Below are 26,994 nucleotides of genomic sequence, written 5' to 3'. Positions count from 1 at the left end.
TTAAAAATCTAATCGATGTTAGATAATCTTACATGGATTTAAAGGTATAATAAAACAACGGGGAAAACAAGTTGTTTCTCCGTTGTTTTTCTACCCACGGCCAAATTTATGACGGTTCTTTTTGAAATTCATCGTCAATGTTTCCCGTGTGAGCAGACTATAGACAAGTGGGACGATGAGCAGAGTAAGAAATGTGCTGGTAAACAGTCCGCCAATCACGCTGATGCCCATCGGCTGATTGATTTCTGCGCCCTCACCAAATCCAAAGGCGATCGGTATCAGACCGAGCATTGTCGTGAAAGCTGTCATCAAAATCGGACGTATGCGTATATTGACCGCTTCTATGATCGCTTCGTATGGATTCATTCCACGCTCCCTCAACTGATTGATGAAATCGACAAGGACAATGCCGTTGTTTACGACAATGCCGATCAGTACCAGCGCACCTATGAAGACCGGCACACTAAGCGGCGTATCGGTGATCCATAGGCCGAACATGATTCCGATCGACATGAGGGGAACTGTAAACATGATGACGAATGGATACTTGAATGATTCAAACTGTGCTGCCATGACGAAATAGACAAGAATGACGGCAAGCACCATCGCCATCAGCATATCCATTACAGAGTCTTCTATCAGTTCCTGATCTCCGGTAAATTGTATTTCACTGCCTTCACTGAGGTTGAGGTCTCCGGTCGTCTCTTCAAGTTCTGCAGCGGCTTCCGAAAGGCTGCTGCCTGCTGCAACTTCCAATTCATACTGATAAGCATGCAGTCCATCAATCCTCTCGATTGTTGCCGAAGCGGCCTGGCGTTCAATCTCCGCCACATCTTCGAGATTGACGCTCTCTCCTGTCGCCGAAGTCTGTATTGTCATATTACCGAGCGCCTCTATACTATCTACATCTTCATCGGCAAGCTGCAGGGAGACGGTCAAGATTTCCTCAGTTTCGCCTTCAGTAATATTGAAGACATCTACCCCTCTCGTGAAGTTTGAAAACTTCTCAGCCACTTCAGCGGCTGTCAGCTGATTCTCAAATAGTGCTTCCTGGTCCAGGTCGACTGCCAGCTCCTCGACCGTCTCAGTCAGATTATTGGAAACCCCCGCTACAGTATCCAGTTCTCGCAATGCAGCTGTAAGTGCTTCTTCATCCGCATTGAGATCCTGCTCACTGTCATTCATCAGATTGAATGACAACACTGAGGAGTCGGTACCGGTAGAGGTGGAAGTCGTCATGGAAACCTCCGCATCCTCAATATACGATTCTGCGATATTCTGCAATTCCGGTCCAACCTCTCTCGCAATTTCATTTGTCGACCGGCCCCTTTCCTCCATTGGAACTGTCGTGACGTAGATTGCCCCCTCCGATGTATCAGCTGAACTCATGATACCGCCATTGCTTGATACTCCGGCCATGCTCAGATATACATCAATATCTTCAATGGAGGATAGATATGATTCCATCTCCCCTACCGCCTGTTCCGTCGTCTCCAGATTGGTTCCTGCCGTCATATCGATGTTTGCAGAAAAGAATCCTTCGTCTGTTTCAGGCAGAAATATCAAACCGGTACGATAGATGCCGAATACGCCAAGTCCCACCAGAATACCGACCAGGATGATAGTGATGATCCTGAATCGCAGCACCCTTTTCAGAAGCCCGTTGAACACCCTGTTGAAGAACCCTTTTCTGTTCCCTCTCTCCAGATTTTTGTTCGGCCGCTTCATGAATTTGCTTGCGAACATGGGTACCGTGGTCAATGAAACAACGAGCGAGGCAAGCAGGCTGAAGGCAATGGTTACCGAGAACTGTGTAAATATCTGACCGATGATGCCCTCGATGAATACGACTGGCAGAAATACAGCCACTGTGGTAAGTGTTGACGCGGTGATGGCGCCCGCCACCTCCTTCGCTCCGTCATAAGCAGCCTCCTTCGGTGACTTGTTCATCCCCAGATGCCGATTAATGTTCTCTATAACAACGATACTGTTGTCCACGAGCATTCCCACACCGAGAGCGAGCCCCCCCATTGTCAGGAGGTTTAGTGTAAAGTCGGAGAAATACATCAGTACAAAGGTGAATACGACGGAATATGGGATTGCGATGCCGACGATGATGGGACTTTTGAAGTTCCTCAGGAAGAGGAAGAGGACTGCCATCGCAAAGGCTGCCCCAAGAATCAGCGCCTGCGAAATGTCACTGATCGAGCGGTTGATATAGTCACCCTGGTCAAAAAGAACATCTGCTTCTATATCCTGATACTTGGGCTGTTCGAGCGTCTCTTCAAGGACGGCATTGAATTCCCGTGAGGCATTGGATGTATTGCCATCTGCCTCTTCAAGTACATTGACCAGCACGGAAGGCTGCTGATTCGTCCTGGAGATCGTATCGCCGCTCGTACTGACCCTCTCTATTTCAGCAATATCCGAAAGTGTAATGGCTTCCCCATTCGCAGGGTCGACCGTCACAATGAACGCTTCCAGATCAGAAATGGACTGGAACTGGGACTGTATGCGTGTAGTGATGCTTTTGGTCCCGTCATCAATCGACGTTCCGGGCAACGACAGATGGCTCGCTGTCAGCGCCTGCTGGATGGCCGTCATATCCAACTGATGTTCATCCAGTGCCTCCCCATCCAGATTGATTTCTATACTTTCAGTCGCAAGGCCTTCGGCATCTACACTTGCTATCCCCTGGATACGTTCGAGCTCCACCGTCAGATCTTCGATGAGGGACTGGAATTCCGCATCCTTTTCATCACTGCTTAAAGACATCTGAATGATGGGCAGTTGGCTTGGGTCGAATTTCATGAAACGGGGTTCGCCTGCGCCATCGGGCAACTGGGCAGCACGGAGCGCCTGGTTAATGTCGTTTTCAACCTCATCAATATCGGTGGCCCATCCAAATTGCAGAAAGATCAGATTCGACCCTTCCTGGGAAGTCGAAATCATCGAATCAAGTCCCGGGGTCGTCGACAACTGATTCTCAAGAGGGAGAGTAACCTGCTGATTCACCTCTTCAGGACTCGCCTGGCTATAGCTCGTAACAACCACACCGATCGGAGGGTTTATTTCCGGTATGAGCTTGAGTGGTATATTGATCAGGGAAACAGCGCCTAGAATAATCACAAGCAGCATTGTGACCATAGTGAGTACGGGACGTCCAATCGAAAATTTAATCATTCCATTCCCTCCCCGGAATTGATATCTATTGATTGAATATTACCACAATTCATCTCATCTGCCCTACGGCTTTTTTGACTATAAAAAAAGAACTTCCGGCCCAGCGCCGGAAGTTCCCATCTAGCCTATTATACTTACTGCAAAAACAATCAGTATCACTACTGGAAGTACAAACCTCAGCATCAATATCCAGAATTTGTACAACCCATACATCTTGCTGCTTTCATCAACATTCAACTGACTCATCGTCACACGCCTGTCGATGACGAAACCGACAAACAGGGTCGATACGAGGGCGCCGATCGGCAGCATGATATTGGAGACGAGGAAGTCCACATTATCAAAAATCGATCTGCCGAAAATGATGACATCGCTCAGGACACCGTAGGATAGGGCAGATGGAATACCCGCCAGAAATACGAAGAAGGCGAAGATATAGGCTCTGCTGCGCCGTTTGCTCTCATTGCCTTTTATCGCATTGGCCACATTGATCTCGATCATTGAAATCGAGGAAGTCAATGTAGCGAACAGGAAGGCACCAAGGAACAGGATGTAGAAAAGCATGCCCAGCGGAATCTCCCCAAATACTTGTGGCAGGACGATGAATACAAGCCCTGGACCTTCAGCCGCTTCCACACCGAGCGATGCAATCGCAGGGAAGATGGCAAACCCGGCCATGATGGAAATGACAACATTCATGATTACAATGGACAGCGCCGATTGTGTAAGATTGTGCTCTTCACCCAGATACGATGAATATGTAATCATCGTCGTCGCACCAATGCTGAGGGCGAAGAAAGATTGGCCCAATGCATAGAGCAGCGCCGTAGAATCGATTTCGCCGATATTCGGTGTCAGGAAGAATGCGATGCCTTCCATCGCCCCGGGAAGTGTCACTGAACGGATGATTACAATCAGGAACAGGACAAACAGCAGCGGCATCATTACTTTGGATGCACGTTCAAGCCCTTCCTGCACACCTTTGGCCACAATGAAGGCCGTCAACAGGATGAAGACACCCTGCGCAACAACGACATAGAAGGGATTGGCGATGATGCCTTCGAAAGCCGCACCATAATTGTCGATCTGGACCAGATTGATTGCATCACCAAGTGCAACAACAAGGTAGATCAGTATCCAGCCTCCGATTACACTGTAGAAGGAGAGCAGCAGAAATACTCCTATATTTCCAAGCCAGCCGAATACTCTATAGAACTTTTTGCCTCCAAGATATTCGAATCCTTCAATCGGGTTTCGTTGGCTTGCCCGTCCGATGACAAACTCAGACAACAGAAGTGGCATCCCAACAAATAATGTCAATATAAGAAATACAAGAAGAAACGCGCCGCCACCATGCTCAGCGGTCATATAAGGGAAACGCCACAGCGCACCAAGTCCAATTGCTGAACCCGCAGCTGCCAGAACAAATCCAATTTTGGAACCCCATCTCACACTATTCATAAACTAACCTCACTTCACTATTATTCACTTCATTCATTTTAAATAGAGTTCCTAATATATTAGCACACCTGTAATGCGTTTGAATACTCTGCGTCAGAAATTCCCCGTTAAAATAGTGCAAGGGGACGTTCCCATGACAGGAACATCCCCTTTGTCCGCTAGTTTGGATTGTCTTCAAGATCAGGCACCGGCTTTTCATAGTACTGCCTGTCTTTGTTTGCATTGAAATGGTCTGCCTTCTCCAGTTTCACATCGACTGTATAGTCGGGCATCTTCGCATAGTTTTCATATATGCCCTTTGGCACAAGATAGTTGCCTTCCGGGAACTGGATGCCCAGATTGCCCGATTTGATATCAGCGCTTCTTGCGAATCCCTGGAATACACCGTTCTTGTTATAGAGGACGATGGCTTCACCATCCTGGATCCCTTCGCGTTTCGCGTCTTCTTTACTGACGAGCACGTCATACCTGCCCATTTCATTGAAGGCGTCCGTATCGCCGTAAACCATGGAGTTAAACTGTTTGCCACGTCTCATCAGAAGCCTGAACTCTCCAGCTTTCTTGCTGTTGTCCGGTATATCAATGCCAATGAGGTTCGCCCTGCCGTCCGGCGTCGGGCACACGCCTCCCTCACACAGCCAGGCGCCGCCGTATTGATAGACGTCCCCAGCCTCCTTGAGATGCTGCACCCCGTCATACTGCGGATTGGCTCTGGCAATCTCTTCCCTGATCTCCTGTCCGGATGTAAAATCAATGAGTTCTGCTGATTCCGGCTTCACGCGTTTGGCAAGATCCACATAAATCTGCCATTCGCTCCTCGCTTCCTCGATGCGGTTTCGATTCCCTTCAATTTCCGGGGAGAAATAGACCATCCGTTCTGTTGATGTGGACAGTCCGCCCCCATCCTGCTCATACCGTGTCTTGGCAGGGAGCACAATCACCGTCTCTTTGGCGTCAAGCAGCGTCGAAGTATTCAGGATGATGTCCTGATGCACACGGACATCCAGATTGGAAAGTGCTTCCGCTACAAAATCAGGATCCGGCATCGTCTCAAGGAAATTGCCCCCCGACATATAATAGAGCTTCAGCTTCCTTTCGTTATCTTCCGGCAGCATGGCATTTTCGATTGTGACACCAACGGAATCCCCCGGCCATTTCGGCAATTCGAAGTTCCATATCTTTTCAATCCGTTCCCTGTTCGCATCATCATAGTCGCCTCCAGGCAGAACGAATGGATCGGCCCCCATTTCTCCTGAACCCTGGACACTGGAATGTCCGCGCAAAGGCATCAGACCACAATTTTCCCTTCCAAGCCAGCCACGAAGCAGGGCGAGATTCGCAACTTGTGAAATATTGTCCGTCGCATGCTTATGCATCGTCAGGCCGAGTGCCCACACCATGACGCCGCTATTCGACTTCGCAAGCAGTTCCGCAAGCTCTGTGATGCGCTCCCGGCTGATGCCCGATGATTCAACGATACGTTCCCATGTCTGATTTTCCACAGTTTCTTTAAGTTCATCGTAGTTGTTTACGTGATCCTGTACAAACTGGTGATTGATTGCCGAGCCGGAGTTTTCCGCCTCCATTTCGAACCAGTGCTTCATGACGCCATGCATCATGGCAATGTCACCGCCGATGTTCACTTCAAAGAAGTCATCCGCAATCTTTGTTCCGAATAGAGCCGATTCCGTCACAGAAGGCACCCAGTAGTTCTCCATCGCCGGTTCCTTATATGGATTGATGACGATGATTTTCGTACCGCGTTTCTTCGCTTCCATCATATACTTTGTGGATACCGGACTTGAGTTTGATGCCACACTGCCCCAGAATACCAGTACATCCGTACCAAGCCAGTCCTGATAGTTGCATGTCGAAGCCCCAACACCGATCGAGCGCTTCATGGCCGTCTTGCTCGGTGAATGGCAGATGCGGGATGCGTTGTCTATATTGTTGGTGCCGAGAAATCTTGATGCTTTGGCTGCAACATAATAGGATTCATTGGTGATGCCCCGGCTTGTCAGATAGAAGGCATACTGCTTCGGGTCCAGAGTCTTCATCTTATCTGCAACCGTGTCCATCGCCTCGTCCCATGAAATACGGATGAACTTGCGATCCCCCTTGCGGCGCATCATCGGGTACGGGATGCGGCCCAGTTCCCTGAGTTCCGCACTCGTCATCTTCCTCAGTTCGTCGATATCCTGATGCAGAACCTCGGGTTTGATCGGCGGCGCAGTATTCAGGCGGAGGACATTGAAGCGGGTGGTGCACATATGCGGCCCTTTCAGTGTCTGGTCCTGCAGACCGGATACACCCAGCGCACATCCATCACACACACCTTTGGTAATGATATTTTTGGCATAGTTGAGGTTGTCTTTATTTTTCCACGCAATTTTGGCCGTATCCCTGATGTGGTGCGGTTTCACTTTGGTCAGACCGAACGGCACCGGACTCACCCACAGGTTCGGATCCCATTTTTTCGTCTTGCTTATCGGACCTTGATGCAGAGTTTTTCCCATTACTACACTTCCTCCAAAAAATTGTCTTTTCCTATAGTTATTGTATCCCAATTTTCAGTTTAATCAATTCTCTTCTGAGAATTTAAACTTAAAGTGATTATAACCCCATATAATGATTAAAATTGGACAAAATTGAAAGACATGCTCTTCAAGATGAAGAGAACATGCCTTGTTAAAATGGCAAATTATAAAATTCAATTTTATAATTAACATACACTGGAATTCTTTCTCCAATTACTAATTTTCCATGACAAGCTCCGGTTCGCTGTCGTTTTTTGCCACCGTCTCAAGTTTTTTGATATCCACTCTGATGAATATGGAAATCAGAAAGGCAACAACGAACATTCCTGCAAAGATGTATAATGTTAGAGTATAGCTCTGCGTCGCTTCATAGACTGTAGAAGAGATATAAGGACCGACCAGCCCTGCAGCTGCCCAGGCAGTCAGTATATACCCGTGGATCGCCCCCAACTGTTTCGTCCCGAAAATATCACCTATATAGGCAGGAATGGAAGCAAATCCCCCGCCGTAGCATGAGATGATGACGAACAGCATCATTTGGAAGATTAGGGCTTGGGTGACTGAAGGGAGAATCAGGAACAGGGCGATCTGCAGGATGAAGAATAGCGTGTAGACATTGGGCCGTCCCAAATAGTCGGACACCGTTGCCCATACCAGCCTTCCGCCACCATTGAACACACCCATCAGCCCGACCATCAGAGCAGCTGCGCCCGCTGAGAGACCGGCGATTTCCTGAGCCATGGGACTTGCTACAGCAAGGATCGCGATGCCGCACGTCACATTAATGAAAAGCATAAGCCATAGGAAGTAGAACCTTCTGGTTTTGACCGCTTCATTCGCTGTAAGCTGCACCAGATCCTTCTTCGCCGTTTGCTTTTCTTCCAAATCCACACCTTCTGGCTGATAGCCTTCCGGCGGTTTCTCCAAATACAGGCTTGAGAGCAGCATGATTACAAAATAGACCCCGGCAAGAACATAGAAAGTGGCACCGATGCTGAACGCTTCAATCATGAATTCCATTGCTGGGCTTGCAAGCATTGCGGCAAAACCAAATCCCATGATGGCAAGTCCTGTCGCCATCCCCCGTCGATCAGGAAACCATTTTACAAGAGTCGATACGGGGGTGATATATCCTATCCCAAGCCCGATTCCACCCAAAGCGCCGTAACCGAGATATAATAGCCAAAGACTCTCTATCTGCACGGCAAACCCGGCAATAGCCAGACCTGAGGCGAAAAAACCTGTAGAAACGAGACCTGATATGCGTGGTCCCTTCGCTTCTACAAAATGGCCCATGAAGGCTGCGGATAGCCCGAGAAACAGTATTGCCAGGCTGAACGTAAACGAAACATTACTCAAACTCCATCCCAACTCGGCCTGAAGCGGTGCAGTGAATACGCTCCATGCATAGACCGATCCTATCGAGATATGTATTCCCACTCCTGCCAATGCGATGAGCCAACGGTTTTTCTTTGTTTTCAATCGAAGCGCCCCTTTGTTTTAATTGTTTACAAAAAAACCTTTACACTATAGAATATATTTGCAATGTTATGAATTAATTTTCATTATAATATAATGGGAAAGCGTTTTCAATATAATTAAAAAGGAGGGAAAATATTGAAGACCACAACCAATAAAAAGATTCTGCGCTACAGTGATGACCAGATGATGGAAGTGGAAGATGCTGTAGCAGAGGAATTCCCTCTTACGATCTACTTGAACGATGTGGAATTTGCAACACTGGTATGTTCGCCGGAACATCTTGAGGAACTGGTTATCGGTTTTCTTGCATCTGAAGGGGCGATAAAACGGTTCAGCGATATAGAATCCATGAATCTGGACGACCACGGCGGCTTCTGCCACATCCGTCTGAACAGGGAGATCCCCACCGATCACTTCATCTACTCCAAACGTATCCTCGGATCCTGCTGCGGCAAGAGCCGCCAGTTCTATTTCCAGAACGACGTGGACACTGCAAAGGTCTCAATGGCCAAAACGACGCTGACCCCGGCCCAGTGCATAGAACTGATGCGTGGCATGCAGGAGCGGAGCACCATCTTCAAGGAGACGGGCGGCATACATAATGCAAGTCTGGGTACGTCTGATAGCGTCATTGCTCACCGGGGGGACATCGGCAGACATAATGCATTGGACAAACTGTATGGCCACTGCCTGCAGAACCGTATTTCCGTCCGGGATAAAGTCCTTGTATTCAGCGGACGCATTTCATCCGAAGTGCTGACAAAAGCTGCGAAGATCGGTGTCGGCATCGTGCTGAGCAAATCGGCGCCCACAAACCTCGCAATACAGTTGGCGGAGGACCTGAACATTACCGCTGTCGGTTTCGTCCGCGGTGATTCCTTCAATATATACAGTCATCCCTGGCGCATTAAAAAAGATTCCAGCCTTTAGGCTGGAATCTTTTTTAATGCTTATAATAGTCTTTCAGGAAATTGTCCGCGTCCTTGCCCAGTTTCTGATAATGCGACTCGACGATACGGCCTATCTTCAGGGCCCATTCTATATCGGTCGCGTAAAGATGACTCCCAGGATTCACAGGGTTCCAGCGCATCGCATACAGCGTCTGCTGTTCCTGATCCAGGTAATTTTCCCTGATGAATTTTGCACCGCCGAGTATGGCTGCTTCAGGGGTGGACCATCCGGCACGGGCTGCGTAGGCCGATCCTTCTTCGATTGCCTGCCGGTCGAAAGCACCGACGCCGAAGAAATTATAGTATATGGCATCTCCTGCACGGATGCCCTGCGCAAGCTGCGACTCCCCATTGCCGGTCTCGAGCTGGGCATGACTGATGAGATACAACACGTTGATGTCATATTTTTCCTGGGCTTCAATGAATAAATCTCCGCGTCCTTCAAGTATGCCTTTGCCTTCCAGCAGCCGATCCAGTTCTTCATTTGCAACATCCACTTTTTCAGTGAGATTCAAAAATTGATATTCGACAGGGCTTCCATGGACTTTCATCGCATTTCTGATTTCATCGTTTTCAGCCTGCCGCGCCCTGCCCTCTTCAAGCTTCAAATCCGCTGTACCATTATTGATCTGACGCTCCACTGCCTCCTCGAAATTATGGATATTTCCACCCCCCTTGAACAGTGTCGTTTCCGACACCATGAATGCCAATAGGAATATGGCCATGATTCCCAGCAATATAAGAATCGGAATATTCTCTTTTGTCCTTTTATTCATCCGTCCACTTTTCCCCATCCGTTCAAATTGATCCTCATACTAAAATAAGCATCTGATACATCAGATGCTTATCGTCTCGGAATGCGACTGACGCACCAGACCATCAATCATGACACTCAGCCGTTCTTTCAGTGCATTGTTGATCAGCTCGTATCCTTCGCCGGTCTTGTCAAAATCTTCATCACATGTACATACCTGCAGCGGCAGTACCATCGCATGTACGCCCCTCATCACCATCCGCAGCTGCGTGAGGGGGTCGGAATTCCTCATGCCGCCGCTGTTGCAGAAGAGTCCGACCGGTTTCATTTCAAATTCGTCTATGGACAGATGGTCCAATGCATTTTTCAGCAGACCGGAAAATGAAGTATGATAGTTCGGCGTGCCGATGATGATGGCATCTGCATTTTCAGCATGCCGCTTCAAGACTTCTATATCTTCCGTCTTCCCCTGCCCGAATACGGGAATATCCATTTCCCTGAGATCTATATGGGTTACATCATGTTCCGGCTGTTCCACAAGAGATTCGATCAGCCTGGCAATAGAATGTGTGTGCGAACCTGGAAAGGCACTTCCTGAAAGGATCAGTAACTTCATTGGAAAGGCTCCTTTATACATATATTTAAGTGTGTATTATATGTTACCATCTGCATGATTTGAATTAAACCGCCTAAAGTTGTATAAAATAAACTGAGATCGGCTGCCGCCTACCTCAGTTCATCAGTTTATCATTCAAATTTTTAAGTTTGTCTATCGTCTCTTGGTCCAGGTCATCAATATCGACCTGTCCGTCTATAATTGATTGAGCCTGATCAATGGAGATATCCACAGCCCTGCTTATCTGGTAAGCAGTTAACTTTTCAGTCATTAATTCAAAATTCAAACCAATATCCATGCATTCACCTTCCTCAACCAATTAATCAAACTAAAGTTAATTATATCACAGGAAGTGGATTAAACAATGAATGTGAATTGCATTCAAACAGTTTCCTATGAAATGAGATGAACATGTACAGTGAAACATTACAACTCTGCTAGTTGAACAGAGCACTTTCCAATCCAGTGATCTTTGCTTTGACTGCTTCATCAAGCTGCTCGACTGCCACTTCTTCGTTCAGGAGACTTTGTGCCATTTCCATCGGGATGCCCAGGGCTTCGCTCAATTGGTAGGCTGTCAGTCTACCTTCCAATATTTTCAATCTCGTCTCCATTTGATCACCTTTTTCCTGTAGTAAATTAAGTATAGTGCCATTTCGATAAAAAGCAATCATTTTTACACAAACCATATGAAACTTTATCATTCTGTAAAGCAGTGTTAATTAAATTGAGTATTCAAAATGTTGTAAGGTGATATGGGCTGTTCAATAAGGGGAGAGTACATATTCCATACTTATCGGGGTACATATATAAAAATGAGGAGTGATTAAAATGTATGAGTCGTTATTCAATAGACAGAAGCAATTTTACCAGTCTGAAAGAACGAGGAGCCTCCCGTTCAGAATCGAATCGCTTAAACAATTGAAAAGAGCTATCCGTTATTATGAAGATGCTTTGCTTAAAGCCATGAAAACGGACTTGAATAAAGGAGAAACTGAAGGATATCTGACCGAAATAGGATATGTCTACAATGATCTCAATCTCTCCATGAGGCATCTCAAAAAATGGGCAGAAACAGAAAAGGTGAAAACACCTGTAAGCCACATCGGTTCAACTTCAAAAATCCATAAGGAACCTTATGGCGTCACATTGATCATTTCACCATGGAATTATCCATTTAACCTGGCCATCGGCCCTCTGATTGGTGCAATCAGTGCAGGCAACACCGCCATTCTCAAACCGTCGGAACATACACCGGCCATCAGTCGGGTAATCAGCGATATCATATCCCTGGCGTTCCCCGAGAAATATGTCGCTTCCGTAGAAGGGGGCATAGAGACAAACCAGAGTCTCCTCAACCTGCCCTTCAACTATATCTTCTATACAGGAAGTTCCCATATAGGGAAGATCGTCATGGAGAAAGCCGCGCAGCATCTTACACCTGTCACTCTTGAACTCGGAGGAAAATCGCCAGCCATCGTGACAAAAAATGCCAATGTGAAACTTGCAGCCAAAAGGATTGTATGGGGCAAGTTCATCAATGCCGGCCAGACTTGTGTGGCTCCGGATTTTGTCTATGCGCATGCTTCCATCAAACAGGAGCTGATCCGTCATATGAAATATTACACTGAAAAATTTTATGAGGAGCCTTTCAGGAATGGAGGCTATATGCGCATAGTCAGTGAAAAGCACTTTGAACGTGTTAAAGATCTGATTCAGGGTGATGTGGTCCACGGGGGGCATGCAGACCCTTCCACTCTTTCCATAGAACCGACAATCATCGATAATGTGGACTTTGGACACGATGCGATGCAGGAAGAGATTTTCGGTCCCGTCTTGCCTGTACTCGAATTCGATTCCCTTGATAAGGCGATACTGGATGTCAGGGACCTGCCCGATCCATTGGCTCTGTATGTATTTACCGGGAACAAAGCCGAAGCTGGAAACGTCATCCAATCTGTACCGTTCGGCGGAGGTGCTGTAAACGACACCGTCTTCCACCTCGTCAACCCACACCTTCCTTTCGGCGGACGCGGCAATAGTGGCATGGGAAGGTATCATGGAAAGTACTCATTCGATACTTTCACGCACGAAAAAAGCATTCTGAATCAGACGACATGCTTCGATTTTCCTTTCAGATATCCCGATGCCAAGCTATTCGGTAAAATGATCAGGTATATTTGGAGATGAATCAAAAAGGCCCCATCTGGACGAAGTCCAGATGGGGCCTTTTTGATTTCCTCATGCTTTTCGTGCCTACATATTGATCGGCATTCCGCCTGTCACTCCGAATACCTGACCTGTGATATAGCTGCCACTGTCTGAAGCGAGCAATACATAGGTATCCGACAGTTCAACCGGCTGCCCGGCGCGTTGCAGTGGTGTATTCTGGCCGAATTCCGGGATGTTTTCCGGCGGCTGGCCTCCTGAAATCTGCAACGCCGTCCATACTGGTCCGGGTGCTACGCCATTTACCCGGATGCCTTTCTGTCCGAGCTTCTGTGCCATCGAAACGATGAATGACACCTGGGCGCTCTTCGTCATTGCATAATCCGCCAGAAGGGATGCCGGACTGAAAGCCTGCACGGAAGTTGTGATGATTACACTGCCGCCTTCAGGCAGGTGATCCAGTGCTTCCTGAAGCATCCATACGTTCGAGAATACATTGATGGTGAAAGTATCCTGAAGCTGTTGTGTCTTCAGGCCTTTTATATCATTTATATACTGTTGCATCCCCGCATTCATCACCAGGGTGTCCAGCCCCCCCAGCTCTTTGGCTGCGTCATGGACGAGCTGTCTTGCAAAAGATTCGTCCCGAAGATCTCCTGGCAGAAGAACTGCTTTCCTTCCTGTCGCCTCGATCACTTCTTTGACTTCCTGGGCATCCGACTCTTCATCCGGCAGATAGCTGATGGCAACGTCCGCGCCTTCTTTGGCATACGCAATGGCTGCGGCACGTCCGATTCCGGAATCCCCTCCGGTAACGAGGGCCTTTCTTCCTGTCAGCCTGTCGCTGCCTTTATAGGATTCCTCCCCACAGTCGGGTACCGGGGTCATCTCATTCTGGACGCCCGGGTATGATTGTTCCTGTTTGCTGAATTTATCATCAAAGTACTTATATTTTGGATTATTCAAATTGTCCATAATCCTACTCCCCTTCCATCTTGCTTATATCTACTTATTGCGCATTTTGGGAGGCGTTAAACATATTTTTATTTTCAATATGTTTCAAGCGGACATAAAAACCGATGGCTGCAGACGTAAGACCGATGGAGATGCCGACCCAAAAGCCATAGACCTCAAGACCGGTCCGGGAAGCCAACAAATATCCCGCCACCATGCCGACCAGCCAGTAGGAAACAATGGCGATGACTGAAGGCAGGACGACATCCTTGTATCCTCTCAGTATCCCCTGGAAAGTCGCCTGCAGAGCATCGGAGAACTGGTAGATGATGGCAAACAGGAATAACGGCATTGTAACGGCCACCACTTCTGGATCATCCGTATACAGGTATGAAATGGGCTCCCTGAAGAAGTAAAGAAAGATGGAAGCGGCGCCAACAAGTCCGAGACTTGAAACGACTCCCATTATTTTATAACGCCTTGCATCCTCATGTCGCCCGCCTCCAGCACTAAACCCGATTACAATGGTCATTGCCATGGATATACTGAGTGGCAGCATGAACAGCATCGTAGTAAAATTGAGTACCACCTGGTTGGCTGCGATGATATTTGTGGTAAACATCACTCCGATAAGGAGGGTCATCATGGAAAAGATGCTGGTCTCTACAAATATGAGTACACCGATCGGCACCCCTACGGCCAAATGGTGTCTTATGGTGCCGGCCAACGGCCGGGACCATTCTCTGAATATGTAGAATCCCTTTAGTGGATTGACTCTCATGACCATGAGGGATATGAGGAGGAACATGAGCCAGTAGGTGATGGATGTCGCATAACCGGCACCGATGCTCCGAGTTCCGGAAAGCCGAAGTTTCCGAAAATTAAAGCATAGTTGAAGAATATGTTCAAAGGCAACGACGTCGTTATAACGTATAGCGATATTCTTGTAAACCCTTGTGCATCAACGAAATTTCTCAGTACTCCAAAAAAGAATAATGGCAACGTACCGGTGGATAGACCAACAAGATAGTAGTAGGCTATATGATGGACGGACCTCTCCAGCCCCATGATGTCCAGCACATCATCCAGAAAAAACATGCCGATCAATAGGACGATGGCCGTGAGCGCCACTGCTACATAGATTGCCTGCTGGACATTATGGCGCATCGCCTCTTTCTTTCCCGCGCCCAGCAGCTGAGCGACGATGGCGGTGACGGCCAGCAGGATTCCATTGATCCCTGTGGAAACGGGCGCCCAGAAACTTGACCCGATGGCTACACCAGCCAGGTCGTCCACCCCTGACCTCCCTGACATCATCGTATCAATCAGGTTCATGGAATAGAGAAGCACCTGGGTGATCATGATCGGCCACAGTATTCTGATGAATTGTTTGTACATTTCTCTTTTGGACTCTGTATGGTACATGTTCTCACCTTTTCTGGATGTTATAAATCCACCCGAAGCCTAAGCTCCGGATGGATTTTAAATGTTATAGGATCATACCTGCAAAAAATCCTGCAATCAGGACAGGTATATTCAGGAATACGAAAGTCGGCACACAGGTATCCCATATATGGTTATGCTGACCGTCGGCAGCGAGTCCGGCCGTCGGCCCAAGTGTCGAGTCGGAAGCTGGTGAGCCGGCATCACCCAGGGCACCTGCAGTACCAATGATAGCAATGATGGCCGGTATCGACAGTCCAAGTTCCATTCCCATCGGAATGAAGATGCTCGCGATGATCGGAATGGTAGCGAAGGAGGATCCGATTCCCATCGTCACTACCAGTCCTACAAACAGCATGGAAGTGACTACCAGTATCTTCTGATCCGAGAGGATATTCGCAATGCCATCGACGAGTGGACTCACATGCCCGGTCTCTGAAATGACAGCAGCAAAGCCATTGGCAGCCAGCATGACGATTCCGATGTAGGCCATCATTTTGATTCCATTGACCAGTTCATTGTCCAGCCTGCTCCATTTGAACTGGAAAGACAGGAAGAAGACCATGATTCCCGCCAATGCGCCAAATATCATGGAATCCGTCAGAATCTGGACACCAAACGTCGCAACAATTGCAATCACAGCAATGGAAACTGTCTTGACATTCACCTCTGCAACACTTTCAGAAGCGATGTCTTTGGTTTCATACCGCCGGTTCTTCCTATAGTAGAACAACGCCAGAACCAGACCGACGACAAAGCCGCTCGCAGGAATGACGAGTGCAGGTGCCACTTCCCCGAAGGCAATGTCCATCCCTGCAGACTCGAATCCTGTCACAATCGTATTCTGGAATATCTGGCCAAAACCGATCGGGAAAAGGACATAGGGGAAGGTCAGGCCAAAAGTCAGTACAACTGCAATGAGACGCCGGTCGAAACCGAGTTCGTTCATCAGGCTGAGCAGCGGTGGAATGAGGATGGGGATAAATGCAATATGGACCGGGATGAGGTTCTGACTCATGATCGATACCGCAAGGAGAGCGACTATGATCGATACCTTCGCAATGATCCGCGCTTTTTTGGACTGCTCTTTCTTCAGCGCCTTGATTATGAAGCCTACCAATACTTCTGTAATGCCACTGTACGCAATCAGCGCAGCAAATCCACCGAGGAGCGCATAGCTGAGTGCAATTTCCGCTCCCCCTACAATACCTTCCGTAAATACGGTGATGACTTCACCATACCCCATACCTGCAACCACTCCGCCAGCGAGTGCGCCGATAAATAGTGCCAGTACTACATTCAATCTGAAAAGACTTAATAAAATCATTACAAAAACCGCTATCAGGACCGCATTCAAACAGAGTCACCTTCCGATCATCAGAGTTTTACAACATTGCAATACTAAATACTTTACCGTCATTTGTCAATGCAGCCATGTTTAACAAGAAAATAAAGGGGAATTATTCTTTTGAATCGTCAATATCAATACATTCATAGGAGGAATCATACACATGAAACCATTCATCAAACCGTATACGAATGACGAAGCACTCCAAGATGATGTTAGTAAACTCACTTCCAAAGATGTAAGCGCAGATGACATCTATGTCATCTCCCACGATGATGACCGCACTAAGCGCATTGCAGACAACGCAGGCATCAGCACGGTGGGTCTCAGTGAAATGGGCGTCGGCGAAGCAGTGAAATCAACATTTGAGAAAAAAGGCGACCTTCTCCGTAAACAGCTTCAGAACCTCGGCTTTTCAGAATCCGAAGCTGAAAGCTATGAAAGTGAAATGGACGAAGGAAAGGTGTTCCTGATCGTTACAAATAACGACAGTGTCGAACAATATCTCTCCTAGAATAAAACCGTTTCCCCTCCAGGAAACGGTTTTATTTTATAATATATACAGTTATGGAAAGCAATATGGAAACAAGGAGTATGATTCCAAATGGTCTTGATGCACGGCCGGCCATATCCCTCATATTGATGTTCAGCCCAAGTGCAATCATCGCCATCGTCAGAAGCACTGTGGTCAGATGGGAGATGAAAGTCATGAACCCTTCAGACAAACTCACAATATCCCCCAATACATAACTGTTCAACAGGCTCATCACTATGAACCCGATGAGGAAGTATGGAAAAGCCACTTTGGCTTCTCCTGTCCTGCTCTGTTTCCGCCTCATATACCAGATGAAAACGAAGCATAAAGGCACGAGCAGAAAGACCCTCGAAAGCTTGGCGAGCAATGCAAATGCCAACGACTCTTCACCAGCGGGTTCTGCAGCAAGCGCTACATGCGCAAGTTCGTGCAGGCTCAGGCCCGACCACACCCCATATGCAACATCATCTATCGGCAGATATGGACGCACGATGAGATAGGCGATTGAAAACACTGTTCCGAGCAATGCAATGATGCCTACACTCACCGCCGTATCTTCATCCTTCGCTTTGATGATGGGAGCAACTGCAGCAATGGCAGCGGCACCGCACACCCCCGTCCCGACCCCCAGCAGCATGGAGAGGGTCATATCGGCTTTGAATATTTTAGCCAAAGTATAAGACAGAAGGATGGCCAGAGCAATGACGATCGCTGATTTCATCAAGAGTGGCAGACCTTCGCTGAATACAGTATCTATATTGAGTTTCAGACCATATAGGATGATTGCAGCACGCAGCAGTATCTTTGCTGAAAATTGTATACCCGATCTCAGCCTGTCAGGATAGCCGAAAATCTGTCTGTATATGAATGCAAGTATGATTGCAGTCGCCAGTGGCCCAACATAGGTGAATCCCGGCAATTGGGCGATTCCAAAGCTGAATACCGCTATGCTGAATGTAAAAAGAATCCCATACCAAAATTGTGGTTTTTCAGCCCCCATAATATTCGCCTCCGTACTTCATGATAGGGCGGTAGGAAGCATAAGTGAAATAGTATATAATTATGTTAATTATAACTAATAGGTTATGGAAAGGGTTTTTACATGATCAACCAGGTAGCGCGGGTGTTCGTCGCAGTTGTTGAAGAAAGAAGTTTTACCCGAGCGGCGAGTATGCTTCACATGACACAGCCTGCAGTGTCGGGCTATATCAAACAGCTTGAAGAAGAGCTTGATATTACGTTGATTGAGCGGTCCACCCGGGGCATCAGACTGAATCCCGCCGGAGAGATATATTATCATCACGCCAAAGAAATGATGTCTCTCGAGTCAAGGATGCATCACCTCATCCATGACCTCCAGGAAGAGACGAAAGGACCGATTCATATTGGCGCGAGCTATACGTATGGAGAGTATATTCTTCCTTCAATACTTGCAAGACTCGTAAAAAAACACCCCGGAATCATACCCGAAGTCCATATCAGCAATTCGGCAGCCATCATGCATGGTATAAAATCCTCTGACCTCGACATAGGCATCATTGAAGATGAGATCACCGATACAAAAGTCAATATCACCCGGCTTCTCAAAGATGCAATGCATATCATAGGCGACGCCACATTTCCCGCTTCTCCCACACTCCAGACACTGGAGGAGACGACTTGGCTGATCCGCGAAGAAGGCTCCGGTACCCGGCACTATCAGGAGCAGGTTCTCGAACGCCTCGGCATTCATCCCAAAACAATCACTTTAAGCAGCACCCAGGCAATCAAGAATGCTGTAGCAAGCGGCATCGGCCTTTCGCTACTGTCGAAGCACACCATCCAGCATGAGCTCGAAACAGGCCGGTTGCAGCACATCAATTACAATGACATGGCAATCGACAGGCACTTCTATCTGCTTACACCGGATGTCCGATTCCAATCAACCAGCACACTCGCCTTGCTCAGGCTGCTCAACGAAACGAGTATTGAGTCCCACGAAGTTTCACATTGAGTGCATCAGGAAATCAGCTTCAATCCGACTACAGCAAAGATGATGAGCATAATGAAGAAGATGCGTTTCCAATCCTTCGATTCCCCGAAGAACACCATGCCGAGCAATGCACCTCCAGAGGCCCCTATGCCTGTCCATACTGCATAGGTGGTCCCCATCGGCAATACTTCAAGTGCAATCGACAGGAAGAAAAAGGACAAACCGAAACATGTCAGCAACAGAATTAGGGAGAATAGGGACTTGTCCTTATGCAGCTTATTTATCGAAAGCACACCGCACACTTCAAACAGCCCTGCTACAATAAGTGAAACCCACGCCATATTCATCCTGCCTCCCCATCCGTATTTTCATCCGTCACAATTTTCAACCCGATGACACCAACAAGTATGAGTGAAATCAGAACAATCTTAAGGGGCACAAAAGGTTCCCCGAAAAGAATGATTTCCGAAAACACCGTTCCGAAGGCGCCCAAACCGACAAAGACAGCGTAAACCGTGCCAACCGGCAGATATTTGCCTGCATCGATCATCAGATAGAAGCTCACAAAGATGGCAATCAGGGTGCCAATCCATTCATACCATGTCGTCGAATGAGTGAGACCGACCACCCAACCCACTTCAAAAGCACTTGCAATTACAACTTTGATCCATTGCCTTGTCATATTCTACCTCCTGTGAAATCAAAAAAGCCCGAAAGAGAATCGCATTCTCTCCCAGGCTTTTATCCTTCCGTGTCATGAATAAACTTCATGCGCCACCTCTCGGACCAGCCCCATCTTTAAATGGCGGAACCCTAGGCGACCTTTTTATATGATTATCTGTATGGTACCCAAAATAAGGATGGATTTCAAGGATGATGGTATGAAAGAGCATTAAATGGGTAAATAGTTAACATGAATCCCAAAATTGGTTTCCAATATGAAGGAGTAGATTGAATGCTCGTAGTAATAGATGTCCAAAATGATATTTTCGACGAAAGAGGAACAGGATACGCAAATTCCACAAAAGAGGTGCGGGATGGCATTGAAGCACGCATCCAGCAGGCCATAGACAATGGTGAGTCCATCATCTATACACGTAACCTCTATCCGGAATTCGAACAGGAGAAGCGGAGCCTGGAAAGCATCCGTTTTGACGAAGAGATTTTCCCACAGTTCCGCCAGCTGCTTGAAACCCACGGGGATGAATATGTAAAAACCTTCTATGGCATCCCTCCTGAAGAAGCGAGAAAGATCCAGAAAAACTATGAAGATGAAGTGGAGACCAACCGCACCATTGAATTTGTCGGTGCAGAGACGAACGTCTGCGTCCTCGCCAACATCATGATCATCCAGAACATTTTTCCGCAGGCAGATATTACACTCAATAAGGATCTATCCGCCGGCACTGATAGAACACTCCATGACAAGACAATCGATGTCCTTTCCAATATGAATGTCTTCATCATAGGAGAGGACGAATAACGAAGAAGCACCCCCAGAGTTGATTTTGGTTCAACTTTGGGGGTGTCTCTCATCATTGAGGGGCTTTTTTCGTCATAATCAGGTTGATCCACTTGAGGAACATCGCAATACCAAGTAATAACCCTACATAACCCATTACCGGATAGACGGTTCCCACTAGGTCAGCAAAGCCGACAAAGCTGAGGAAATACCCCAGAACCAGTGCTATTGGCAGCATGATATTGTAAAGGCGGCTTTTCGGCTGGCTGAACCGTACGAGAAACGGATAGAGCATGCCGACAGCCGTATTATATATGACCAGCAGCATCGCTATCGAGAGCAGAAAACCGAGTACCGGATGGATTTCATTGGCCAGAAGGAGCATCGGCAGTTCGAATTCATTCACCTGATCCATACGTGCCAATAGCCCGTTATTGATAAGGAACATGAGCAGGATGATGATGATGCTTCCTATAAGTCCACCCCAGCCTGCAACTTTCCTTGAACTGGAATCGGATCCCATCATCGTCAAAAAACTGAATGCTACGGCGATTGTAAAGCCACTATATGTAATCGCATCCCACCACCATGGTCCGAAGGTCGTTTCGCCGGGCTGTGCATACTGATCCACTTCACCGAGTGACACAGCGGGGTTCAGGAAATTGACAACAGCAATGATCACCACGAGCGCAAGCAGATATGGTGTAATGGCCCCCAGCGCCAGTACGATCCGGTTGAAGCCCATATTCAATGTAATATAGACACCGATGATCAGTATCAGCGAACCGATCCATGGTGCTACGCCGAAACTCTCATAAAATGTCGAGCCTGCACCTGCAAACATGATCACGGCCACTCCGTATAGGAAAAACGCAAGCACAATGTCGATAATCCGGCCGAATGTATTGCCGAACATGTTCAGAAGGGAATCCACATGGGATTCCGCCTTGATATCGAAGCCGACGTCCGCCGTCCACTTCCCTGTAAAAAGGATCAAAAGACCGGAAAGTAATATTGCAAAGACACTCATTGCACCATTATTGGTGAAAAACTGGAGTATCTCCTGTCCCGTGGAGAACCCAGCTCCAACTACTACCCCCGTATAGGCAAAGCCTATTTTCAAGGCCTGTCTGAAATTCTGCAATTTGACCACTCCAAATTCTCTTAAAATTTTTAAAACACAGTAACTTCATATTAAACTTATTGCGATGTGTTGGCAAATGAAGAAAATCTCCGCTGCAGCAATTCATATTCATCACTGCCAGTCGAGCGCGTCAAAGAATTTCTGGATATCTTCAAAAAGCATCTCCTGGTCCTTGCCTCTCGTCATCAGGTGGCCGGTGTTTCCATAAGACTGGATTTCCTTTTCATTATGACCGATGCTTTCATATATACTTTTCGCGCTCTCCATGTATAATTCCGCATCCTTTTCTCCGTATTTGACCGCTACAGGAACATCAATGTACCCCAGATTCTCATGCACTTCATCGATCAGCTTCCGGAAATCCTCCAGACTGTCCATTGGATTATCCCTGTAGTACTCGACTGCCTCCTTGATTTTTTCGTCGACTTCTCCGGTAAACTCCAAGAAATTCTTCGTATAGTTCAGTACCCTCCTGTTTATATCTTCGACATCCTTGCCCTGCGGCACAGACATGCTCACAACACCATTGATATCTCCAAGCTGCTCTGCTGCCCTGAGAGCCAATACACCCCCAAGGGATACGCCGCCAACTGCGATGTTTTCATACCCCTTATCCTTGAGGAAATGATATCCGTCCATGACATTCTGCCACCAGTCGGAGGGGCCGGTCCGGACGAGCTCTGAAGGTCCCATGCCATGCCCTTCAAAACTCGGGACATGGACAGTATATTCATGCTGATAAAGATGCTGCGCCAATGGCTTTACATCCCTGACAGTTCCTGTAAAAGAATGCAGTAGCATAACTGCTCTGGGACCACTTTCATATTTCAGAGGTTCGGGTTGCACAATTTTCATCAGTCATTCTCCTTTCGTGTACCTGCCGTACGATGATATATGTACTCCGCTTCATGCTGATCCAGTCCGTAGTCCTTCTTCAGCACTTCGATAATCTCCCCTCTTGTCTTCCCCGCCCTACGATCTTTCAAAACCCGGTGATGAAGTTCTTCAGCATAATTCTCGGCAGTCATACTTTTTCTGGTCCTGTTCAGTTGAAGACGGCTCAAAGTGAAAAGAAGAAGTGCCACAATCATCAACAGGACGACCAGAACATCGTACATATGCCTCACCCTTTCCATTATTTAAATTTTTAAAAGTATTTGACAAATTAACTGACCTTATAGTAACATAGTCCCTAATCAAATATTTGCTTATCCAGAGTGGTGGAGGGATTGGCCCTGCGAAGCCCGGCAACCTTTTAGGTAAGGTGCTAAATCCAACAGGTACGTTCCTGAAAGATGAGTGACTCGAGAGTCTCCCTTAATCTTTGGGCAGGCTCTTTTTTATAATATATAACTGGAGGAATGAACAATGACAGAGAATCACCGTTTCGAGACAAAACAGCTTCACGCCGGACAAGAAGTGGATCCCACCACAAATTCACGCGCCCTTCCCATCTATCAGACGACTTCCTATGTATTTGATGATACGAAGCATGCTGCAGAACTGTTCGGCCTGCAGGATACAGGCAATATATACACGCGTATCATGAATCCGACAACTGCCGCTTTGGAAACACGTGTTGCAGAGCTCGAAGGCGGCGTCGCTGGCCTTGGTGTTGCGTCCGGTATGGCTGCCATTACATATGCCATCCAGGCTGTAGCAAGCACCGGAGACCACATTGTCTCCTCCGCCAGCCTGTATGGGGGCACTCATACACTATTCACCCACACATTCAAAAAGTTCGGCATTGAAACAAGTCTTGTTGATTCGAAAGATCCTGAAAATGTTTCACGTGAAATCAAGGAGAATACGAAGGCGATCTTTGTAGAAACCATCGGCAACCCGGAAGGCAATGTGGAAGATTTGGAAGCATTGGCGAAAATTGCAGAGGATAATGGCGTACCACTTATCGTGGATAATACATTCGCCACTCCGTATCTCTGCCGCCCGATTGAGCACGGCGCACATGTTGTTGTTCATTCAGCTACAAAATTCCTTGGCGGCCATGGCACTTCAATCGGAGGGGTAATCGTCGATGGCGGAAACTTCAATTGGGACAACGGGAAGTTTCCGGGTCTGACAGAACCGGATGCGTCCTACCATGATCTTGTCTTCACTGATGCGTTCGGACCTGCTGCCTATGCATTCAAAATCCGTACCACCCTGCTCAGGGATACCGGCGCAGCACTTTCTCCGTTCAATGCATTCCTCCTTACGCAAGGGATTGAAACGTTGTCACTACGGATGGAGAGGCATGTGGAGAATGCAAAGACGGTTGCCAAATTCCTGGAAAACCATGATAAAGTGGAATGGGTCGACTATGCAGGCCTTGAGTCCAGCGAGTATCATGGACTACAGCAGAAGTATCTTCCAAAAGGTGCCTCTTCCATATTTACATTCGGTGTCAAAGGCGGATATGAAGCCGGCAAGACATTCATAGAATCCCTCGAACTCTTTTCACTGCTTGCCAATGTTGGAGACGCCAAGTCACTCGTCATCCACCCGGCTTCCACAACCCACTCCCAGCTTAAGGAAGATGAACAGTTGTCAGGTGGCGTAAGGCCGGAAATGATCCGCCTGTCTGTCGGCCTGGAGCATGTGGATGACATCATAGACGATCTAAAAAAAGGTCTGGATGCGATTTAAATGCCTATTAAAATCATTGAAGGCCTCCCGGTCCGGGAGCGCCTCCATAAGGAAAATGTATATACCATAGAAGCGACCCGGGCGCATACGCAAGATATACGCCCGCTTCGCATGCTTATTTTGAACCTGATGCCCAAAAAGGAAGAAACGGAACTTCACCTTTTGCGGCTGCTCGGGAATACACCGCTGCAGATCGATGTCGACTTCATGTATATGAGTACACACCACAGCAGGAATACGCCGACCAGCCATCTTCAGAAGTACTATCATAATCTGGAAGAGGTACGCAACCGGCGGTACGATGGCATGATTGTCACAGGAGCGCCGGTAGAGAAGCTCGATTTTGACCAGGTGGATTATATTGAAGAACTGCGTGATATCATCGAGTGGTCGAGGACCCATGTATTCTCCAGGTTCTTCATCTGCTGGGGGGCACAGTTTGCTCTCAACCACTACTTTGGCATACAGAAATCCATATTGCCGACCAAACTGTTCGGAGTATTCGACTACAACAACCTGATACCCACCCATCCGCTTCTAAGGGGATTTGATGATGTCTACCAGGTGCCCCAGTCGCGGCATACACAGATTGATATGGAGGCAATAGAGGATATTGATGACTTGAACATCCTCACATCACATCCGCAATTCGGTCCGGACATCCTGAGTACAGAGGATCAACGTGACCTGTTCATATTTGGTCATCTGGAATACGAACGGGATACACTGAAGAATGAATATGACCGCGATCTGGCAGGCGGCCGTGAGATTGCCATTCCCCACAACTACTTCCCCGAGGACAACCCGACAGCTGCGCCTATATTCAGTTGGAAAAGCCATGGACATCTTCTTTTCAGCAACTGGATCAATGAAACATACCAGAACACCTATTATGACCTGACAGAATTAGAATAGCCTGCGATATTATCGCAGGCTATTCTTTATAGTTTATGGGAGATTGTGTAATTCCTAAGGTTTTCATGTTGCCGTTTTCTGGAGAGTGCCATGAGGTGCCTGAAAAACGAGTCTGCATAAATCTCCAAGCTTTGGTCCTGTAACCTTCCTACATTTTTACAAACGACCTGCTCTTCCCGCGTTTCATCAAACACGGGAATGTCATTTTCCAATTTGTATTCGGCAATATGGCTTGCAACTTCCATTCGTGCTTCAAATAACGCAATCAGTTCTGCATCCAGCTCATCGATCCTATGCCTCAATTTTTCATGTTCATTCATGGCCATCCCTCCTTAATTTTATTGCTGGACGATCTGTTTTCCTGCCGCTGTTTTCTTTTCGATATCAAGCAGCATATTGATCGTCTGCATCAGTTCTTCAAACTCGTCCGGAGTCAGGCACTGCTGTCCGTCGCTCCATGCATTTTCAGGATCTTCGTGCACTTCTATCTGAAGTCCATTCGCACCTGCCATCACTGCCGCTTTGGCCATGGATGGGATGAGGTGTCTTACACCCGCTGCGTGACTCGGATCGATGACGATAGGCAGGTGGGACTCTTTCTGGATGACCGGCACAGCCTGGATGTCCAGTGTATTACGTGTCGCGGTTTCGAAGGTGCGGATGCCTCTTTCACAGAAGATGACGTTATCATTGCCACCCGCCATGACGTATTCTGCAGACATCAACCATTCTTTCATCGTTGCCGACATGCCTCGCTTCAGCAGAACCGGCTTATCTGTCTCGCCGATTGCCTTCAGCAGGTCGAAGTTCTGCATGTTGCGGGCACCCACCTGGATGACATCCACCGATTCAACGAAATCATCGATGTAGTCGGTGGACATCAGTTCGGACACGATCGGAAGTCCCGTTTCTTCTTTGACGACATTGAGGATGCGCAGCCCTTCAAGGCCGAGTCCCTGGAAAGCGTATGGGGATGTCCTCGGTTTGAACGCGCCCCCGCGGAATGTATTTGCACCTGCTGCTTTAAGCTTCTTGCCAAGCGCCACCATGTCATCTTCGTTTTCAACAGAACACGGCCCTGCACATACCAGGAAGTTTTCAGCCCCTACTTTGACACCATCGATATCAATCACACTGTCGTCTTCGTGGAACTGTCTATTCGCTTTCTTGTAAGGCGCCTGGATACGGTGGACGGCATCCACAATCTTGTACTTTGCGAAGTCATTCTCCGTCACTCTTGAAGTATCGCCAATCAGTCCGATCACAGTCCGGTTCTTGCCGTCCGAACGGTTCACCCCGAAACCAGCTCCTTCTATATTCCTGACCAGATCCTGGATCTCCTGCTCTTTTGCATTATGCGCAACATGAATTATCATAATAAAAAACCTCCCAATAGAATTTGTATAACAAAACCGCCACTCAT

Annotated in this window: 27 protein-coding genes and 2 riboswitches; of the genes, 7 read left to right on the top strand and 20 right to left on the bottom strand. The window is 47.6% G+C overall.

The window, feature by feature from the left end; genetic code table 11:
* Positions 1–90: 90 nt before the first annotated feature.
* The 4 genes from RQP18_RS00765 to RQP18_RS00750 all read right to left on the bottom strand — a co-directional run bounded on the left by RQP18_RS00765 (position 91) and on the right by RQP18_RS00750 (position 8,663).
* Positions 91–3,183, bottom strand: coding sequence for an efflux RND transporter permease subunit (locus RQP18_RS00765; RefSeq protein WP_342388286.1), 3,093 nt, complete (start codon positions 3,181–3,183; stop codon positions 91–93).
* 120 nt (positions 3,184–3,303) lie between these two features.
* Positions 3,304–4,644 (bottom strand): sodium-dependent transporter, encoded by a 1,341-nt coding sequence (locus RQP18_RS00760; RefSeq protein ID WP_342388285.1) that lies wholly within the window; start codon positions 4,642–4,644, stop codon positions 3,304–3,306.
* A 158-nt stretch (positions 4,645–4,802) separates the two neighbouring features.
* Entirely contained in the window at positions 4,803–7,160 is a 2,358-nt protein-coding gene (locus tag RQP18_RS00755) for an FdhF/YdeP family oxidoreductase (protein WP_342388284.1), read from the bottom strand.
* A 237-nt stretch (positions 7,161–7,397) separates the two neighbouring features.
* A complete protein-coding gene (locus RQP18_RS00750) occupies positions 7,398–8,663 on the bottom strand; it encodes an L-lactate MFS transporter (RefSeq protein WP_342388283.1) in 1,266 nt (421 codons plus the stop codon).
* A 183-nt stretch (positions 8,664–8,846) separates the two neighbouring features.
* Here RQP18_RS00750 and fdhD point away from each other — a divergent pair, with 183 nt between their 5' ends.
* Positions 8,847–9,593, top strand: coding sequence for a formate dehydrogenase accessory sulfurtransferase FdhD (gene fdhD / locus RQP18_RS00745; protein WP_342389354.1), 747 nt, complete (start codon positions 8,847–8,849; stop codon positions 9,591–9,593).
* A gap of 13 nt (positions 9,594–9,606) precedes the next feature.
* Here fdhD and RQP18_RS00740 read toward each other — a convergent pair whose 3' ends face one another.
* The 4 genes from RQP18_RS00740 to RQP18_RS00725 all read right to left on the bottom strand — a co-directional run bounded on the left by RQP18_RS00740 (position 9,607) and on the right by RQP18_RS00725 (position 11,597).
* On the bottom strand, positions 9,607–10,389 hold the full coding sequence (locus tag RQP18_RS00740; RefSeq protein ID WP_342388282.1) for an N-acetylglucosaminidase: 783 nt from the start codon (positions 10,387–10,389) through the stop codon (positions 9,607–9,609).
* Positions 10,390–10,449: 60 nt separating this feature from the next.
* A complete protein-coding gene (locus RQP18_RS00735; RefSeq protein ID WP_342388281.1) occupies positions 10,450–10,983 on the bottom strand; it encodes an NADPH-dependent FMN reductase in 534 nt (177 codons plus the stop codon).
* Between the two features lie 115 nt (positions 10,984–11,098).
* Positions 11,099–11,281 carry a hypothetical protein gene (locus RQP18_RS00730; RefSeq protein WP_031546988.1) on the bottom strand — a complete coding sequence of 61 codons (183 nt, stop codon included), beginning with the start codon at positions 11,279–11,281 and terminating at the stop codon, positions 11,099–11,101.
* 139 nt (positions 11,282–11,420) lie between these two features.
* A complete protein-coding gene (locus RQP18_RS00725; RefSeq protein ID WP_342388280.1) occupies positions 11,421–11,597 on the bottom strand; it encodes a hypothetical protein in 177 nt (58 codons plus the stop codon).
* 217 nt (positions 11,598–11,814) lie between these two features.
* On the opposite strand from RQP18_RS00725, the gene RQP18_RS00720 reads away from it, so the two are divergent.
* Positions 11,815–13,173 (top strand): aldehyde dehydrogenase, encoded by a 1,359-nt coding sequence (locus RQP18_RS00720; protein WP_342388279.1) that lies wholly within the window; start codon positions 11,815–11,817, stop codon positions 13,171–13,173.
* 66 nt (positions 13,174–13,239) lie between these two features.
* Here RQP18_RS00720 and RQP18_RS00715 read toward each other — a convergent pair whose 3' ends face one another.
* The 4 genes from RQP18_RS00715 to RQP18_RS00700 form a co-directional block, all read right to left on the bottom strand.
* A complete protein-coding gene (locus RQP18_RS00715; protein ID WP_342388278.1) occupies positions 13,240–14,127 on the bottom strand; it encodes an SDR family oxidoreductase in 888 nt (295 codons plus the stop codon).
* A gap of 34 nt (positions 14,128–14,161) precedes the next feature.
* Entirely contained in the window at positions 14,162–14,914 is a 753-nt protein-coding gene (locus RQP18_RS00710) for an MATE family efflux transporter (protein WP_342388277.1), read from the bottom strand.
* Entirely contained in the window at positions 14,884–15,531 is a 648-nt protein-coding gene (locus tag RQP18_RS00705; protein WP_342388276.1) for an MATE family efflux transporter, read from the bottom strand. The genes RQP18_RS00710 and RQP18_RS00705 overlap by 31 nt, the downstream gene beginning before the upstream one ends.
* A 64-nt stretch (positions 15,532–15,595) precedes the next feature.
* Entirely contained in the window at positions 15,596–16,906 is a 1,311-nt protein-coding gene (locus tag RQP18_RS00700; RefSeq protein WP_373446099.1) for a Na+/H+ antiporter family protein, read from the bottom strand.
* Between the two features lie 154 nt (positions 16,907–17,060).
* Here RQP18_RS00700 and RQP18_RS00695 point away from each other — a divergent pair, with 154 nt between their 5' ends.
* Entirely contained in the window at positions 17,061–17,411 is a 351-nt protein-coding gene (locus RQP18_RS00695) for a general stress protein (RefSeq protein ID WP_342388274.1), read from the top strand.
* A 31-nt stretch (positions 17,412–17,442) separates the two neighbouring features.
* Here the strand turns inward: RQP18_RS00695 and RQP18_RS00690 are convergent, their stop codons facing one another.
* Positions 17,443–18,432 (bottom strand): YeiH family protein, encoded by a 990-nt coding sequence (locus RQP18_RS00690; protein ID WP_342388273.1) that lies wholly within the window; start codon positions 18,430–18,432, stop codon positions 17,443–17,445.
* Between the two features lie 102 nt (positions 18,433–18,534).
* Between RQP18_RS00690 and RQP18_RS00685 the strand changes: the two genes are divergently transcribed.
* On the top strand, positions 18,535–19,425 hold the full coding sequence (locus RQP18_RS00685; protein ID WP_342388272.1) for a LysR family transcriptional regulator: 891 nt from the start codon (positions 18,535–18,537) through the stop codon (positions 19,423–19,425).
* Positions 19,426–19,430: 5 nt separating this feature from the next.
* Here the strand turns inward: RQP18_RS00685 and RQP18_RS00680 are convergent, their stop codons facing one another.
* Both RQP18_RS00680 and RQP18_RS00675 read right to left on the bottom strand, forming a co-directional pair.
* On the bottom strand, positions 19,431–19,745 hold the full coding sequence (locus tag RQP18_RS00680; protein WP_342388271.1) for a DMT family transporter: 315 nt from the start codon (positions 19,743–19,745) through the stop codon (positions 19,431–19,433).
* A 2-nt stretch (positions 19,746–19,747) separates the two neighbouring features.
* Positions 19,748–20,086 (bottom strand): DMT family transporter, encoded by a 339-nt coding sequence (locus tag RQP18_RS00675; RefSeq protein ID WP_342388270.1) that lies wholly within the window; start codon positions 20,084–20,086, stop codon positions 19,748–19,750.
* Positions 20,087–20,132: 46 nt separating this feature from the next.
* Positions 20,133–20,232, bottom strand: a riboswitch (guanidine-I (ykkC/yxkD leader).
* Between the two features lie 127 nt (positions 20,233–20,359).
* Between RQP18_RS00675 and RQP18_RS00670 the strand changes: the two genes are divergently transcribed.
* Positions 20,360–20,887: a cysteine hydrolase family protein gene (locus tag RQP18_RS00670; RefSeq protein WP_342388269.1), complete on the top strand. Its 528-nt coding sequence runs from the start codon at positions 20,360–20,362 to the stop codon at positions 20,885–20,887.
* Between the two features lie 52 nt (positions 20,888–20,939).
* On the opposite strand, the gene RQP18_RS00665 is transcribed toward RQP18_RS00670, so the two are convergent.
* The 3 genes from RQP18_RS00665 to RQP18_RS00655 form a co-directional block, all read right to left on the bottom strand.
* On the bottom strand, positions 20,940–22,010 hold the full coding sequence (locus RQP18_RS00665) for a YkvI family membrane protein (protein WP_373446098.1): 1,071 nt from the start codon (positions 22,008–22,010) through the stop codon (positions 20,940–20,942).
* Positions 22,011–22,121: 111 nt separating this feature from the next.
* Positions 22,122–22,865: an alpha/beta hydrolase gene (locus RQP18_RS00660; protein ID WP_342388267.1), complete on the bottom strand. Its 744-nt coding sequence runs from the start codon at positions 22,863–22,865 to the stop codon at positions 22,122–22,124.
* Positions 22,865–23,128 (bottom strand): hypothetical protein, encoded by a 264-nt coding sequence (locus tag RQP18_RS00655; RefSeq protein WP_342388266.1) that lies wholly within the window; start codon positions 23,126–23,128, stop codon positions 22,865–22,867. The genes RQP18_RS00660 and RQP18_RS00655 overlap by 1 nt, the downstream gene beginning before the upstream one ends.
* Positions 23,129–23,215: 87 nt before the next feature.
* Positions 23,216–23,312, top strand: a riboswitch (SAM riboswitch).
* Positions 23,313–23,378: 66 nt separating this feature from the next.
* Here RQP18_RS00655 and RQP18_RS00650 point away from each other — a divergent pair.
* Both RQP18_RS00650 and RQP18_RS00645 read left to right on the top strand, forming a co-directional pair.
* Positions 23,379–24,656, top strand: a complete 1,278-nt coding sequence (locus RQP18_RS00650) for an O-acetylhomoserine aminocarboxypropyltransferase/cysteine synthase family protein (RefSeq protein WP_342388265.1) — start codon at positions 23,379–23,381, stop codon at positions 24,654–24,656.
* On the top strand, positions 24,657–25,571 hold the full coding sequence (locus RQP18_RS00645) for a homoserine O-succinyltransferase (protein WP_342388264.1): 915 nt from the start codon (positions 24,657–24,659) through the stop codon (positions 25,569–25,571).
* Positions 25,572–25,597: 26 nt separating this feature from the next.
* Here the strand turns inward: RQP18_RS00645 and RQP18_RS00640 are convergent, their stop codons facing one another.
* Positions 25,598–25,891, bottom strand: coding sequence for a chorismate mutase (locus RQP18_RS00640; protein WP_342388263.1), 294 nt, complete (start codon positions 25,889–25,891; stop codon positions 25,598–25,600).
* A gap of 18 nt (positions 25,892–25,909) precedes the next feature.
* A complete protein-coding gene (gene aroF / locus RQP18_RS00635; RefSeq protein ID WP_342388262.1) occupies positions 25,910–26,947 on the bottom strand; it encodes a 3-deoxy-7-phosphoheptulonate synthase in 1,038 nt (345 codons plus the stop codon).
* Positions 26,948–26,994: the final 47 nt, after the last annotated feature.

The organism is Salinicoccus sp. Bachu38 (assembly GCF_038561955.2).
Classification (GTDB): Bacteria; Bacillota; Bacilli; order Staphylococcales; family Salinicoccaceae; genus Salinicoccus; species Salinicoccus bachuensis.
Note: the sequence above shows the minus strand (reverse complement) of the source record. Positions and strands in the feature narration are given on the sequence as shown.

Coding starts and splice junctions, on each gene's coding strand:
- RQP18_RS00765 (WP_342388286.1), bottom strand. CDS start 3,183: ATGATTAAATTTTCGATTGGACGTCCCGTACTCACTATGGTCACAATG.
- RQP18_RS00760 (WP_342388285.1), bottom strand. CDS start 4,644: ATGAATAGTGTGAGATGGGGTTCCAAAATTGGATTTGTTCTGGCAGCT.
- RQP18_RS00755 (WP_342388284.1), bottom strand. CDS start 7,160: ATGGGAAAAACTCTGCATCAAGGTCCGATAAGCAAGACGAAAAAATGG.
- fdhD (WP_342389354.1), top strand. CDS start 8,847: ATGATGGAAGTGGAAGATGCTGTAGCAGAGGAATTCCCTCTTACGATC.
- RQP18_RS00740 (WP_342388282.1), bottom strand. CDS start 10,389: ATGAATAAAAGGACAAAAGAGAATATTCCGATTCTTATATTGCTGGGA.
- RQP18_RS00735 (WP_342388281.1), bottom strand. CDS start 10,983: ATGAAGTTACTGATCCTTTCAGGAAGTGCCTTTCCAGGTTCGCACACA.
- RQP18_RS00730 (WP_031546988.1), bottom strand. CDS start 11,281: ATGGATATTGGTTTGAATTTTGAATTAATGACTGAAAAGTTAACTGCT.
- RQP18_RS00725 (WP_342388280.1), bottom strand. CDS start 11,597: ATGGAGACGAGATTGAAAATATTGGAAGGTAGACTGACAGCCTACCAA.
- RQP18_RS00720 (WP_342388279.1), top strand. CDS start 11,815: ATGTATGAGTCGTTATTCAATAGACAGAAGCAATTTTACCAGTCTGAA.
- RQP18_RS00715 (WP_342388278.1), bottom strand. CDS start 14,127: ATGGACAATTTGAATAATCCAAAATATAAGTACTTTGATGATAAATTC.
- RQP18_RS00710 (WP_342388277.1), bottom strand. CDS start 14,914: ATGTTCCTCCTCATATCCCTCATGGTCATGAGAGTCAATCCACTAAAG.
- RQP18_RS00705 (WP_342388276.1), bottom strand. CDS start 15,531: ATGTACCATACAGAGTCCAAAAGAGAAATGTACAAACAATTCATCAGA.
- RQP18_RS00695 (WP_342388274.1), top strand. CDS start 17,061: ATGAAACCATTCATCAAACCGTATACGAATGACGAAGCACTCCAAGAT.
- RQP18_RS00690 (WP_342388273.1), bottom strand. CDS start 18,432: ATGGGGGCTGAAAAACCACAATTTTGGTATGGGATTCTTTTTACATTC.
- RQP18_RS00685 (WP_342388272.1), top strand. CDS start 18,535: ATGATCAACCAGGTAGCGCGGGTGTTCGTCGCAGTTGTTGAAGAAAGA.
- RQP18_RS00680 (WP_342388271.1), bottom strand. CDS start 19,745: ATGGCGTGGGTTTCACTTATTGTAGCAGGGCTGTTTGAAGTGTGCGGT.
- RQP18_RS00675 (WP_342388270.1), bottom strand. CDS start 20,086: ATGACAAGGCAATGGATCAAAGTTGTAATTGCAAGTGCTTTTGAAGTG.
- RQP18_RS00670 (WP_342388269.1), top strand. CDS start 20,360: ATGCTCGTAGTAATAGATGTCCAAAATGATATTTTCGACGAAAGAGGA.
- RQP18_RS00660 (WP_342388267.1), bottom strand. CDS start 22,865: ATGAAAATTGTGCAACCCGAACCTCTGAAATATGAAAGTGGTCCCAGA.
- RQP18_RS00655 (WP_342388266.1), bottom strand. CDS start 23,128: ATGTACGATGTTCTGGTCGTCCTGTTGATGATTGTGGCACTTCTTCTT.
- RQP18_RS00650 (WP_342388265.1), top strand. CDS start 23,379: ATGACAGAGAATCACCGTTTCGAGACAAAACAGCTTCACGCCGGACAA.
- RQP18_RS00645 (WP_342388264.1), top strand. CDS start 24,657: ATGCCTATTAAAATCATTGAAGGCCTCCCGGTCCGGGAGCGCCTCCAT.
- RQP18_RS00640 (WP_342388263.1), bottom strand. CDS start 25,891: ATGAATGAACATGAAAAATTGAGGCATAGGATCGATGAGCTGGATGCA.
- aroF (WP_342388262.1), bottom strand. CDS start 26,947: ATGATAATTCATGTTGCGCATAATGCAAAAGAGCAGGAGATCCAGGAT.